Genomic DNA, 13,867 nt, shown 5'->3' on the forward strand with positions numbered 1-13,867 from the left:
AGTTCTTTTGTACTTTTAGCACTTATTTATCTTTTGAAAACTTAATAAAAAATAATGAATTACCAATTTAGAAAAGCAGAATTAACTGAACTCGAACAAATATGGACGATTTTGCAGCAAGCGATTCAACGCCGAAAAGAAGATGGCAGCGATCAATGGCAAGATGGTTACCCTAATCCAGAAGTAATACAAAAAGACATTGAAAAAGGCTCAGGATTTGTTTTGCTGGAAAACGAAAAAGTAACAGGTTACACTGCACTCTTAATTAGTGACGAACCAGCATACGCTGCTATTGAAGGTAAATGGCTTACAAACGATGAATTCGTTGTACTCCATCGAGTAGCTATCGCTGAAGAGCATTTAGGTAAAGGTCTTGCTAAAATGATAATGAAACACATAGAAGCTTTTGCTATAAGCAATAACATCTACAGCATCAAAGCCGATACTAATTTTGATAATCTTGCGATGATTAAAATTTTTGAAAGTCTTGGCTATACATACTGCGGCGAAGTATATTTTAGAGGAAGCCCCAGAAAAGCGTATGAGAAAGTGTTAGAGAAATAGATTTTAAAATAAAAAACCACAAATACACAAACAAAAAATCCCATTATGACTTCTTAATTTGTGTATTTGCGGGATTTATTTTAATGCAAAATAGTTAGGAAAATGTTTCTTCTTCAGCAACAAACTCCATGTGGTCTTCTATTTCTGCTGCCACTTCTGGTTTTGAAGCTTTCAGTGCGTTGAATTTTTCTAGTTGTTCCAACTCTCCTTCTTCTCCTGAGAAATAAGGAAAAACATCCATAATAGGTGATTCTGAAATAGCAGGAATAGTATAGTCGCCCATAGTTCCTTTCATAACTCCTGTAGTATTGTCAAAAGCTTCTTTGACATCATTAGCTTGAACTAATAAATACATGCTCGTTTTGCGCTCTTTACCGCTTTCTTCGTCGTAAGCCAATAAAGATACTTTTGATTTAAACCAACGGTCCGCATTTTCAAACGGATGTATTTCGGCATAATTAGCCATTTTTATATTGGTGATTTTAAATTCTTCACTAATATATGCTGACATCTCTTCTGTAATTCTACTTTCTGCTTCTGTATAAGACAAAGCATCTACTAGATAAGGTTCAGTTGTGATTTTTTGTCCACCAGTTTCGTCTGTTTTTCTATATTTTACTTTGCATTCGTACCAAATTGTGCTCATCTCTAATTTTTTTTAAGGATGTCAAAGATAGATTTAAAAGAAAAAATAAAAGGACGATTCATAAAATAGATATTCACAATTTTGAATAATACAATCAAAAAACTTCATAATATATAAGTCAAATATGTTTCAAAAAAAACAGCCTCTCTACAAAAGAAAGACTGATTTAAGAAACTATTTTTTATAGCAATAGCTTAGTCAATTAGTGTAACTAAATCTTCCTTGCTTTTTCTAACTTTAACTAAATTAACTAACCAGTCATTCTCAGCATCTCTGTAACCAAGAGGAAGAATTACACAACTTCTTAGTCCTTTTGCTCTTAATCCTAGAATTTCATCTAAGGCATTTTCATCAAACCCTTCGATAGGTGTACTGTCTACGCCTTCAAAAGCTGCTGCTGCAATAGCTTGCGAAAACGCAATATAAGCTTGTCTTGCAGCATGCTGAAAGTTAACTTCAGGATCTCTTTGAGGATAAAGTCCTAAAAGCATTTGACGGTAATTTTCCCAACCCTCATTTTTGAAACCACGAATTTCATTAGTCAAGTCAAACATTTTATTGATACGCTCCACAGTATAATTATCCCAAGCAGCAAAAACAAGCAAATGGGAACAATCAGTAATCACGGATTGATTCCAGCCAATAGCTCTAATTTTTTCCTTTATCTCTTGATTTGTAACCACCATAATTTCAAAAGGTTGCAAACCACTTGATGTTGGCGCTAGTGAAGCCGCTTCAATAATGGTATCTATTTTTTCTTGTGCTACTTTTTGACCATTCATCGCTTTAGCAGCGTAACGCCATTTCAATTTATCTATTAATTCCATTTTTATTTTATGTATTTATTGTTATTTTTTAATTCATTAAAATTTTAAACCCGAATACTATCCCAAGCCGCTTGAAAAGCATCTTTTAAAACGGTATCGCATAATGGACAAAGCTTTCTATTTTCCATATTCATCAGAAAAGCTAAGGGATAAATCGTAAAAGCATAAAGTAAATAGGGTGACATTTCTTTTATTATCCCGTCCTGTTTTGCTTTTGTCCACAAATCAAAAAGAGGAGCAATATGTTTCAGTCCTTCTTGTCTGGTTGCTTCATCGATCATAGGTGTATTGTCGCATTGTGACAAAAAAGAAGCTTCCTCTTTTTGTTGCAATTTAAAATCAGCCATATTTAACCATATCTTTTCGAAACTTTCTCTTATGGGTTTTTCAGAATCATATCCTTTAAACGCTGCTTCCGCAAAAGAGGATTTGACATCTAGATACAATTGATTGACCATGTCTTGCTTGCTCTCAAAATATAGATAAATAGTAGCTGGAGAAACATTGGCAACTTTAGCCACTTTGGCCATTGACGCACCTTGAATACCTCCATTATTAACCAGAAACAATGTCGCTTTTAAAAGCGAGCTTCGTTTCTCAATACTTTTTTGCAGTAGTGCCATATTATTTTTTATTAAAATAAATATTTTTTAATTTCCAAGCTATCGCTATTAATCCGAATTGAATAACTAAACGAATCAATGCCAATTGATGACTTCCAATTGCTGGAGTATCTGAGAATACATCCCAAATGTGGATGGGTAAAAAAAATAGCATTAACGCAAATAAAGAAAATGCTCCAATTCCTCTATATTTTTTTATTAAAAGAAGTAATGTTATAGCTATTTCTATTACACCATAAAAATAAATAATCACCATTTTGAAAGGCAAAAAGTTAGGAACAAAAGGATTATAAAATACTGAATTCCTAAAATGTTGCACACCACTGTAAAACATAAAAACAGCCATAATAATTACAACAACATTCCAAATCCTCTTTGCAACGCTTTCCACCATTTAATTTATTTGATAGTGCAAAAGTAAAACAAAAAAAAAGAATGAACGTTCATAAATTAAAATTTTAAGCATTGTTTAATACAATTTAGCCTTAGCATAAAATATATGCGATGAAAAACTATTCAATTATCAAATACAATATTCCCAAACCAATTTATGAATAAAACAATTAGTTAAAAAACTCATAAACAACTAAATAAAGTAGATGATTATTCGAAAAATATAAGACAAACTACAACCCAAAGCACAGATTTGCAAATACATATATACTTTATTCCTACTTTAAAACAATAGTTAAAATTATGTTAAAATTAAATTAAACGAACGTTTAATTTAAACGGTTGTTTAATTTTGCTCTCCTAAAAAAATCAATAATTTGGAAACTAATTTCAACGATAAACAAATCAAGATACTCGAAGTGGCAGAACTGCTATTTTCGGAAAAAGGTTTTGATGGAACATCGATACGGGATATATCTAAAGAAGCGAAAATAAACATCGCTATGATTTCTTATTACTTTGGATCTAAGGAGCGACTACTAGAAGCGCTAATTCTCCATCGAACTACCGACTTAAAACTACAATTAGATCATTTGATATTAGAAAATCTAGAGCCGATTGAAAAAGTCAATAAGCTAATTGAACTTTACATTAATCGCGTCAATTCTAATAGAGGACTTTACAGAATTTTACACTTCGAATTTACTTCAAAAAAGAGAAACATAAATCATGAGACATTTTCTGAACTCAAAAAGGGAAACCTCAAATCTTTAGAAACTATTATAATAGAGGGACAAAACAAAGGTGTTTTTAGAAAGGATATTGTAATACCGCTAATCACACCCACTATTTTAGGTACATTTTTTCATTTTCAAATGAATAGACCGTTTTTTGAAAACTTATTAAACTTGAACACGGAAGCGCTATATGATAATTACATAAAAACAGTTCTCACAAAACACATTCAACAAACAATAAAAGCACTACTAGTATATGAAAGTTAGTCAAATAATGTTCTTAGGCATCTTTTTCATAGGAATTAATTCTATTGAAGCACAAGATAGAACGAGTTTTTCTCTTGAGGAAGCCGTTCATATGGCTTGGACCAAAAGCAATGAGGTCTCGCTAGCAAACACGAAAGTGAACACCAAAAAATATGAATTACAGTCCGTAAAAAACAATCAGTATCCTGATTTTAAAGTCTCGGGGCAGTATCAAAGATTAGCTAAGGCATCTGTAGACTTAAAAATTAACAAAAACAGTTCTTCGACAACAGCTATTCCTACTGTAGATCAATTAATTATCGGACAAGCAAATGCTACTTTACCTATTTTTGGAGGATTCAAAATTCAAAATAGCATTAAACTTCAAGATAATCTCTATCAAGCGGAAACGGCTAATTCCTTGCAAACAAAGGAAGATGTTGCAATGAATGTGGTAAATTATTACGCGAGTTTGTATAAGGCACAAAAAACAATAGAGCTCCTTAAAGAAAATCAGAAGAAAGCAGAACAACGCGTAACTGATTTTATCGAATTAGAAAAAAACGGAATCATTCCTAGAAATGATTTATTAAAATCGCAACTACAAGTTTCAAAAATACAACTATCATTAGATGAAGCAAACAACAATTTAAACATTGTCAATTACTCGCTGACAACACTTTTAAAATTACCTCCAAACACTAAACTAGAAGTAAAAGAAAGTGATTTTGTTGATTTGACTATGGATAATGTTCCTACAAGCGAAGAACCTGCACTGCAAAATCGTAAAGATTTAGAAGCTATTCACTTTCAGGAAAAAGCGAGTCAAGCCAATATAAAAATGGCTAAAAGCGCGTATTATCCGTCCCTATCACTAATTGGAGGGTATACCGTATTAGATATTAAAAATGTTGTTACGATCCAAAATGCTATGAACTTTGGTGTAGGTGTTTCCTATGATTTGAGTTCCATTCTAAAAAATGGCACTATGGTAAAACTAGCAGAAAGTAAAGCATCGGAAGTCCAAAATTCAGAAGAAATGCTGACTGACTATATCAAAATTGAAGTTCAAAAATCGATAGAAGACTATCAATTAGCGCTTAAACAAAGTAATGTATACACTCAGGCGGTTGAACAGTCTACTGAAAACTATCGCATCATAAAAGATAAATACGACAATGGTTTATCAAATACCAATGATTTACTAGAAGCTGATGTCGAACAACTAAATGCTACCATTAATAAAGCTTTGGCCAAAGCCAATATCGTTCAAAAATATTACGAGTTACTTTCAGTAACAGGACAATTATCTAAAACCTTCAACCTTTCAAAAATATAATTATTACTCACATGGAAAAGAAACAAACAAATACAAAATTTATTATTATCCTAGTGATCTTGGTAGTGATAGGCGGAGGATATGGAACTTATAAATACTTACACTCGTTAGCCCACGAGCAAACGGATGATGCTCAAATTGAGAAAAACATGAACCCAATTATTCCAAGAGTATCGGGTTACGTAAGTAAAGTGTACATAAAAGATAACGACTATGTAAAAAAAGGAGATACTTTATTTACGATCGATAAGAAAGATTATCAATTAAAAATCGCGGAAGCAACTGCTGCTCTTGCTGCTGCTGAAGGAAACTTTGAGGTTTCTAGGGCAGATATCAGTAGCGCGCTTGCAAGTGTTTCTGCCTCTGACGCTACTGTTCAATCGGCTAGCGGAAGTATTGAAAGTGCTAAAATTAAATTGGCGCAAATAACTAGTGACTACAATCGCTACAACAATTTGTATAAAAGCCATACCATCACTAAACAACAGTATGAACAAGCTTCTACAGCGAAACAAGAAGCTGAAAACCAAGTCCGCATTTTGCAACAACAACAAAAAGCAAGTGCTTACCAAAAATCAGTTATTATAGCGAAATCGAAAGCTTCAGATAAACTAACTGAAGTGGCTGCTGCCAATATCAAAAGAGCACAAGCTTTACTAGATGCAGCAAATTTAAATATCTCTTATACCGTTATTACGGCTGCAATTGACGGTCAGGTTTCAAAAATTGATATTCAACCAGGGCAATTAGTTCAACCAGGACAATCGTTATTTTATATTATCAATAACCAAGAAGCTTGGGTAATTGCTAATTTCAAAGAAACGCAATTGAACAAAATGGTAATGGGACAAAAAGTAACTTTAAAAGTAGATGCTTATCCTGACTATGATTTCCAAGGTACAATTACCTCTTTTTCACCCGCTACAGGATCTCGTTTCTCTATTTTGCCTCCAGATAATGCAACTGGTAACTTTGTAAAAACAATTCAAAGATTACCGGTAAAAATATCCTTAGATGCATCAAATGACGCTGAAAAAATAAAATTACTGAGACCAGGAATGAATGTTGATGTTGATGTACATGTAAAATAAAATGACAGGAACTGAAGATGATTTAGTAGAATATGGCTTTAGACGGGTTATCATTACGATTACAGCTGTGCTTTGTGCACTGCTAGAAATTGTAGATACCACTATTGTCAATGTAGCTTTGACCAATATGAGGGGAAGCCTAGGTGCGACATTAACTGATGTTGCTTGGGTAATAACTGCATACGCCATTGCCAATGTTATTGTTATTCCAATGACGAGCTGGCTTTCACAACAATTTGGAAGACGTAATTATTTTGTCGTTTCCATTATTATTTTTACCACAGCTTCTTTTTTATGCGGTAATGCCACTAATATTTGGGAACTTATTGCTTTCCGATTTATACAAGGACTAGGCGGAGGAGCGCTATTAGTAACTGCTCAAACCATTATAACCGAAAGTTATCCGATTGCTAAACGTGGAATGGCGCAAGCTATTTACGGCATGGGTGTAATTGTAGGACCTACATTAGGTCCGCCATTAGGAGGTTACTTAGTAGATAATTTCTCTTGGCCTTACATTTTCTACATCAATATACCACTTGGAATTATTGCTGCTATTTTAGCTTTCACTTTTGTGAGAAGTCCAAAATTTGGTAAAAAATTAAAAGCAAGTCAAGTCGATTGGTGGGGAATTGTCCTTTTATCAGCTTTCATTGGTTCTTTACAGTTTGTTTTAGAACACGGTCAGCAAGATGACTGGTTCAATAATAGCACGATTACCGCATTGAGCGTGGTTTCTGTTTTTGGTTTGGTATTATTTATATGGAGAGAATTGACTTATAAATATCCTATTGTAAACCTAAGTGTTTTAAAAGATGGAAACTTAAGAATAGGAACGATAATGTGTTTCATCCTTGGATTTGGACTTTATGGGTCTACTTTGATTATCCCCATTTATACGCAATCAGTTTTAGGCTGGACTGCTACTGATGCTGGACTATTGCTTATTCCTGGTTCAATTACCACCGCTTTTATGATGCCAATTGTGGGTCGATTAATTCAAAAAGGAGTGCCACAAGGGTATATGGTAGGTGTTGGGTTTTTAATATTCTTTTTCTTTACCCTAATGATGTATAATAATATGACACCTGATACGGGAGCTGAACATTTATTTTGGCCATTAATTTTAAGAGGAATAGGACTTGGATTACTTTTTGTACCTATTACCACTTTGTCTCTTTCTACTTTAAAAGGAAAACATATTGGAGAAGGTGCCGCTTTTACTGGTATGATGCGACAACTTGGAGGTTCTTTTGGTATCGCCATCATTACCACTTTTATTACAAGATTTAGCCAGAAACATCGTGTGGACTTAGTTTCTAATCTTGACGGAACGAGACTTGAAGTTCAAGAAAAAATTACGCTATTACAACAAGGATTTATGTCTAAAGGGTTTAGCGCTAACGAAGCATTAAAAAAGGCATATCAAGTAATTGATTTTTCAGTGATGAAACAAAGCACCGTTTTAGCCTATATGGATATTTTCCTTTACCTAGGTATTATGTTTTTATGTTGTATTCCTATTATCTTTTTTATCAAAAAAGGAAAAAATAAAATCAATCCTGCAGATGCAATGCATTAATTTGATTTTTACAAAAAAAACGCCGAACTCGTAATGAATTCGGCGTTTTTGTTTTTATATAAAATTCTTAACGGGTAAAAACAAGCTGATTTTCTTTCGATAAATTAGCATCAAATTGATAGCCATCATAATTAAATCCTTTCAAATCTTCAATGGTTTCAGCATTAGTATCAATAATATAACGCACCATCATTCCTCTTGCTTTTTTAGCAAAAAAACTAATTATTTTCAGTTTTCCATTTTTATAGTCTTTGAATTCTGGAGTAATTACTGGAACCTTCAAGGCTTTGACATCTATTGCCGAAAAATATTCATTACTAGCTAAGTTGACGAATAATTCTCCTTCCTTGAGTTCTTTATTTAAAGCCTTAGTAATGGTCGGTTTCCAAAACTGATATAGGTTTTGGCTTTCACCAATAGGTAATTTAGTTCCCATTTCAAGACGGTACGCTTGCATCAAATCCAATGGCTTGAGTAATCCGTATAAACCGGAAAGTATTCTCAAACGATCTTGTAAGACTTCTAATTTATTTAATGGAATCGAAAAAGCATCTAAACCAGTGTAAACATCGCCGTCAAAAGTATAAACTGCCGGACGAGAATTTGATGTGGTAAAAGGTGTTTTCCAATCTTGATTTCGTTTCCAATTTAACTCCGCCAGTTTATCAGAAATACTCATTAAGTCAGCTAATTCAGCAGGTTTTTTCTCCTTCAAAACTTTGTGAACGTGTCTCGATTCTTTTAAAAATGAAGGTTCTGTATGTATAGGAGTTGGTAAATCTTTTTCGAAATTTAAGGACTTGGCTGGTGATATAACAATTTTCATATTCAATACTCTTTAAGTGCTTTCTATAAGTTTTCTCAAAAATACTAATTGAAAACAAGAAACAAAACCTAATTATATTGATTTCTTAAATAGTGCAATAGATATCTTACTTATACAAACAATATTTAGTATATTTAAAGTAACATAAATATTAAAATACTATCTAATGAATGCCATTGAAATCCGCACAGCAACAATGGCTAATTTAGAGATAATTCTAAAAATTAGCATCCATCTCTTTACGGTAACTTTTAATTTGCACACTATACTTTCAAAATATCATATCTTTTTATCTTGACACAAGTCAATTTGATGTATTTTTGTATAAACATTTTCAAAAAACATGAAACAAGATGTGATTATTATAGGAGCAGGATTAGCAGGACTTTCTGCAGCTGTTCATTTACACCGTCAGGGACGAAAGGTTTTAATTCTAGAAGCTACAGACCGCGCAGGGGGGAGAATAAAAACCGACTCACATGATGGATTTCTTTTAGACAGAGGTTTTCAAGTGTTTTTGACTGCTTACCCAGAGTCAAAATCTTTACTCAATTATACGGATTTAAATTTAAAGAAAATGTTGCCCGGCGCAACTGTTCTCTATGATGATGGGCAATTTGAAATTGCAGATCCGTTGCGAAGACCTTCAGCAGCTTTAGCGACTTTTTTTGCTCCAGTAGGAACTTTAAAAGATAAAATAAATACACTTTGGCTAAAAAATAAATTACAAAATTTAACAATCGATCAAATTTTTCAACAACCAGAACAAACGACTAGAAAGCAATTGACTGAATATGGTTTTAGTCCAAAAATGATTGAGCGATTTTATGCCCCTTTCCTCTCTGGAATATTTTTAGAAAATGATTTATCAACTTCTAGAAGAATGTTTGATTTTGTGATGAAAATGTTTTCTGATGGAGATGTGGCAGTTCCAGCTCTAGGCATGGAAGAAATACCAAAACAATTAGTTGCCATGCTTCCAGAAAATAGTATTCGTTGTAACACTCAAGTAATGAAAATAGAGGGAAATAAAGTGACTATAGCCGATGGAACTGTTTTAGAAGCCAACCAAATTCTTTTGGCTACGACCGCAAATTCACTAGCGCAAGAATTCTTTCCCAAGCAAAAAATGACTTCTCATCAAGTCACTAATGTTTATTTTGAAGCATCTGAAACTCCTACGAGAAAAGCAGTGGTAATACTCAATGCATCAAAAATCAAAAAGTGGGTAAATAACTTGACTGTAATGTCTAATGTATCTTCCGCTTATTCTCCAAAGGGCAAAGTGCTTATTTCTGTCTCTTACAATGGAATTCCAACTATAGGCGACGCTGCTTTAGCCGAAAACATGAAGCGAGAATTAAAAAAATGGTTTGGCCAAAAAGTAAACAATTGGAAAATGTTAAAAGTATACCGAATTGAATATGCTTTACCTACGCAGGAAAGCGTGCGAAATGAAATTCCAGCTTCTGAAATTAAGATCTCTGATACTCTTTTTATATGCGGTGATAATTTATTGAATGGCTCAATAAATGCGGCGATGAAAACAGGTAGACTAGCAGCTGAAGCAATGCAGCTATAGATTTCATATTTACTAAAAACTGTATTAAATTTTATAAAATCATTACGGATGATAAATTTTTATGTTCTTTATGGTTGTAATAGCTAGTGTAAAATTCAATTTAATCTAGTGCTACTTTATAGGTTGGATCTTCAAGAATATTAACATCAATAATAGCGTCTGCATTTTTTAATAAAGTTTTACAATCCGCACTCAAATGCTGTAGGTGAACCTTTTTATTGAGTTGCGCATACTTTTCGGTGATTTTATTGACAGCGTCAATCGCACTCATATCCGTTATTTTACTTTCTTTAAAGTCGATTATTATTTCATTTGGATCATTAGCGACATCAAATTTTTCTAAGAAAGCAGTTGTTGACGCAAAAAACAAAGGACCATATATTTCATAATGCTTCACTCCTTTTTCATCGATATACTTCTTCGCACGAATTCTTTTGGCACTTTCCCATGCAAAAACCAAAGCTGAAATTATTACACCAATCAAAACTGCTAAAGCCAAGTTGTGTAATAAAATTGTTATTACTGCTACTAGTATCCCAACAAAAATATCGTGCTTTGGCATCTTATTAATGATTCGGAAACTTGTCCATTCAAAAGTTCCAATCGCTACCATTACCATAACTCCTACTAAGGCTGCCATTGGTACTCGTTCAATTACAGGCGCACCAAATAAAATAATAATCAGTATGGTTAATGCAGCTACAATTCCAGATAAACGCGCTCTAGAACCAGCAGAAAGATTAACTAATGTTTGTGCAATCATAGGACAACCACCCATTCCAAAGAAAAAACCATTCAGAATATTAGAGCTTCCTTGCGCAATACATTCTCTATTTCCATTTCCCTTAGTTCCCGTAATTTCATCGACTAAAGTCAATGTCAATAATCCTTCCGTTAATCCCACTGAAGCCATAATTAAAGCATATGGAAATATAATTTTCAGCATTTCTAAATTGATTGGCACAGTAGGAATGTGAAATGGAGGAAAACCACCACTTATAGAAGCAATATCTCTCACCGTCTTAGTTTCAATTTTAAAGAAAAAAACCAAGGCAAAGATTATAATAATTGCTACTAATGAAGCTGGAACAGCTTTGGTAATTTTAGGAAAAAGCACAATAATTCCGATGGTTAGTGCAACTAAACCAGCCATAATCAAGAGTGGAATGCCAGTAAGCCATTCTACTTGACCGTTGACTACTTTCTTAAATTGTTCTAACTGTGACATAAAAATGATAACGGCTAAACCGTTTACAAACCCAAACATAACAGGTTGCGGCACCAATCCTATAAATTTTCCGAGTTTAAATATCCCTATCAAAATTTGAATGACACCAGCTAATGCAACTGCGGCAAAAACATATTCCAAACCATTCGAGTTCATTAGCGCTATTAAAACAATTACAGTAGCTCCTGCTCCTCCAGAAATCATTCCAGGTCTTCCACCAAAAATAGCTGTTACTAAACCTGCAATAAATGCAGCATATAAACCCATCAAGGGAGGGAAACCAGCTAATATTGCAAATGACAGCGACTCAGGAATCATAGTCATAGCAACTGTTAAGCCTGCTAGGATTTCGGTTCTAAAATTGACTTTTTGTGAAAAGTCAAATAAATTAAATACTTTTTTCATATAATAATTAAGGTAGTCCATACCTACTTTTGACATCAGAAATCGTAATTAAAACAATTTAGATGTAATCTTAAGCCGAATACTATTTACTGTAAAAACCATTGTCGAGAAACGAATGGCGGTATGGATAATACTTATGTTGGAAGTGCAAAAATAAAACTTTCGAGGCCATTCTACAACAAGACACTACAATTAATTAAATTGATAAGCCTACAAAACTATTCATAAAAAAATAAGAGTTTAGCTTCTAAATTTTAAAATTCCATCAAAAATATCCATCTTTGATTAATTTTACGATGAAAAACCAAAAATTACCTTTTGAAAAACTGAAAAAAATACAATGAAATTACTTTATACTTTATGTTTCGCTTTTTTATTTACCGTTACTTATTCACAAGCGACTAACGACTACTTAGAAAGAATTAGAGATAATGAGGTTGCCTTAACCGCTTTCTTTTCGCAAATGCCAAAAGGAGGTGACTTACATCATCATTTCTCGGGTTCAATTTATGCAGAACCACTATTACAGCAGGCCATTACCGCTGATTTCTATCTGAACATTGAAACAATGGATGTATTAAAAGATAAACCAGTGAATGGAAACTGGGAAAAATTTTCAACATTAAAAAATAATGGAACCTTAGAAGTCTACAAGCAAAAAATTATGCAAAAATGGTCTGTAAAAGACTATAATTATGTAGATTATCCTTCTGATAAGTTGTTTTTCGAGTCATTTATGAAATTTGAACCAGCCATACAAGGAAATTTTGGAAGCGGACTATTAGAATTAAAAAATAGAGCCATTTCTGAAAATGTAAGTTATATAGAAACGCAATTATCTACTATTCCTACTGATATGAATACGGATGATTTAACAAAATTTAATTTCCGATTAAGAAAGCTAGCTTTATTAAAAGATGAAAAAGCGATCATAAAATCACTTGATTCTGTGTATAATTCACTACTCAAAAAAGACGCTATTTCATATGCTAAAGATTTCAATATTAATTTTGTGAGTAGACTTCACAAAGATTTAAAAATTGATGATTCCAGATTTACAATGCGTTATCAAAACTTTGTTCTACGTTTCATGGAGCCGGTTGATTTATTTAAAAATCTAGTTATCGCATTTATTTCAGCAGATACTAGTCCACTAATGGCTGGGGTAAATATTGTTTCTCCTGAAGATGGCGAAACTTCGATGAAGGATTATTGGTTGCACATGATGATGTTTAAATACTGTCATTCTAAATATCCAAACGTAAAATACACGATGCATGCTGGCGAACTGACTCTTGGTTTGGTTCAGCCAGAAGAACTGACTTGGCATATTGGAGCAGCAGTTCATACTGCAGGAGCTAATCGAATTGGTCATGGAGTTGATATGGCCTATGAAAAAGATGCTTATGATTTATTGCGTTATATGGCTAAAAAATCAATACCTATCGAAATCAACTTAGTGAGTAACGAGTTTATATTAAAAGTAAAAGGCAGCCGTCATCCTTTAACTTTGTATAAAGAATTTGGCGTTCCTATCGTAATTAGTACTGATGATGCGGGAATCTTACGCACTAATATGACTGAGCAATATGTATTATTAGCCAAACGCTACAAAGACATCTCCTATAATGATATTAAGAAATTTGTTTACAACAGTATCAATTATAGTTTTATAAAAGAAGCTTCTGTAAAAAAACAATTATTGAAGGACTTAGACAATCGCTTTAAAAAGTTTGAAGCTATATTTCCATTAAATTAATTAGATTGTACATTAAAAG

Annotated in this window: 13 protein-coding genes; 7 read left to right on the forward strand and 6 right to left on the reverse strand. The window is 33.1% G+C overall.

Going from position 1 to position 13,867, the window contains the following annotated elements; all coding sequences use genetic code 11:
• Positions 1 to 54: 54 nt before the first annotated feature.
• Entirely contained in the window at positions 55 to 564 is a 510-nt protein-coding gene (locus LNP27_RS13140) for a GNAT family N-acetyltransferase (RefSeq protein ID WP_229942097.1), read from the forward strand.
• A gap of 94 nt (positions 565 to 658) precedes the next feature.
• Here the strand turns inward: LNP27_RS13140 and LNP27_RS13145 are convergent, their stop codons facing one another.
• The 4 genes from LNP27_RS13145 to LNP27_RS13160 all read right to left on the reverse strand — a co-directional run bounded on the left by LNP27_RS13145 (position 659) and on the right by LNP27_RS13160 (position 3,054).
• On the reverse strand, positions 659 to 1,210 hold the full coding sequence (locus LNP27_RS13145; protein WP_229942098.1) for a DUF4494 domain-containing protein: 552 nt from the start codon (positions 1,208 to 1,210) through the stop codon (positions 659 to 661).
• Between the two features lie 194 nt (positions 1,211 to 1,404).
• Complete coding sequence (locus LNP27_RS13150) at positions 1,405 to 2,037, reverse strand: nitroreductase family protein (protein ID WP_229942099.1); 633 nt, start codon at positions 2,035 to 2,037, stop codon at positions 1,405 to 1,407.
• Between the two features lie 44 nt (positions 2,038 to 2,081).
• Positions 2,082 to 2,660, reverse strand: a complete 579-nt coding sequence (locus LNP27_RS13155; RefSeq protein WP_229942100.1) for a TetR/AcrR family transcriptional regulator — start codon at positions 2,658 to 2,660, stop codon at positions 2,082 to 2,084.
• A gap of 1 nt (position 2,661) precedes the next feature.
• Complete coding sequence (locus LNP27_RS13160; protein ID WP_229942101.1) at positions 2,662 to 3,054, reverse strand: DoxX family protein; 393 nt, start codon at positions 3,052 to 3,054, stop codon at positions 2,662 to 2,664.
• 376 nt (positions 3,055 to 3,430) lie between these two features.
• Here LNP27_RS13160 and LNP27_RS13165 point away from each other — a divergent pair, with 376 nt between their 5' ends.
• Genes LNP27_RS13165 through LNP27_RS13180 form a run of 4 tightly spaced genes read left to right on the forward strand, consistent with a single transcriptional unit; the run spans position 3,431 to position 8,048 of the window.
• Positions 3,431 to 4,057: a TetR/AcrR family transcriptional regulator gene (locus LNP27_RS13165; RefSeq protein WP_229942102.1), complete on the forward strand. Its 627-nt coding sequence runs from the start codon at positions 3,431 to 3,433 to the stop codon at positions 4,055 to 4,057.
• Positions 4,047 to 5,375, forward strand: coding sequence for a TolC family protein (locus tag LNP27_RS13170; protein WP_229942103.1), 1,329 nt, complete (start codon positions 4,047 to 4,049; stop codon positions 5,373 to 5,375). The genes LNP27_RS13165 and LNP27_RS13170 overlap by 11 nt, the downstream gene beginning before the upstream one ends.
• Positions 5,376 to 5,386: 11 nt before the next feature.
• Positions 5,387 to 6,466 carry an HlyD family secretion protein gene (locus tag LNP27_RS13175; protein WP_229942104.1) on the forward strand — a complete coding sequence of 360 codons (1,080 nt, stop codon included), beginning with the start codon at positions 5,387 to 5,389 and terminating at the stop codon, positions 6,464 to 6,466.
• Between the two features lies 1 nt (position 6,467).
• Positions 6,468 to 8,048 carry an MDR family MFS transporter gene (locus tag LNP27_RS13180; RefSeq protein WP_229942105.1) on the forward strand — a complete coding sequence of 527 codons (1,581 nt, stop codon included), beginning with the start codon at positions 6,468 to 6,470 and terminating at the stop codon, positions 8,046 to 8,048.
• A 67-nt stretch (positions 8,049 to 8,115) separates the two neighbouring features.
• Here LNP27_RS13180 and yaaA read toward each other — a convergent pair whose 3' ends face one another.
• Positions 8,116 to 8,874 carry a peroxide stress protein YaaA gene (yaaA, locus tag LNP27_RS13185; protein ID WP_229942106.1) on the reverse strand — a complete coding sequence of 253 codons (759 nt, stop codon included), beginning with the start codon at positions 8,872 to 8,874 and terminating at the stop codon, positions 8,116 to 8,118.
• A 343-nt stretch (positions 8,875 to 9,217) separates the two neighbouring features.
• Here yaaA and LNP27_RS13190 point away from each other — a divergent pair, with 343 nt between their 5' ends.
• Positions 9,218 to 10,456 (forward strand): NAD(P)/FAD-dependent oxidoreductase, encoded by a 1,239-nt coding sequence (locus LNP27_RS13190; protein ID WP_229942107.1) that lies wholly within the window; start codon positions 9,218 to 9,220, stop codon positions 10,454 to 10,456.
• A gap of 100 nt (positions 10,457 to 10,556) precedes the next feature.
• Here the strand turns inward: LNP27_RS13190 and LNP27_RS13195 are convergent, their stop codons facing one another.
• Entirely contained in the window at positions 10,557 to 12,089 is a 1,533-nt protein-coding gene (locus LNP27_RS13195) for a SulP family inorganic anion transporter (protein WP_229944072.1), read from the reverse strand.
• Between the two features lie 340 nt (positions 12,090 to 12,429).
• Here LNP27_RS13195 and LNP27_RS13200 point away from each other — a divergent pair, with 340 nt between their 5' ends.
• Entirely contained in the window at positions 12,430 to 13,848 is a 1,419-nt protein-coding gene (locus tag LNP27_RS13200; RefSeq protein ID WP_229942108.1) for an amidohydrolase family protein, read from the forward strand.
• Positions 13,849 to 13,867 lie beyond the last annotated feature (19 nt).

Origin of the sequence: Flavobacterium galactosidilyticum, from assembly GCF_020911945.1 — a bacterium.
Classification (GTDB): Bacteria; Bacteroidota; Bacteroidia; order Flavobacteriales; family Flavobacteriaceae; genus Flavobacterium; species Flavobacterium galactosidilyticum.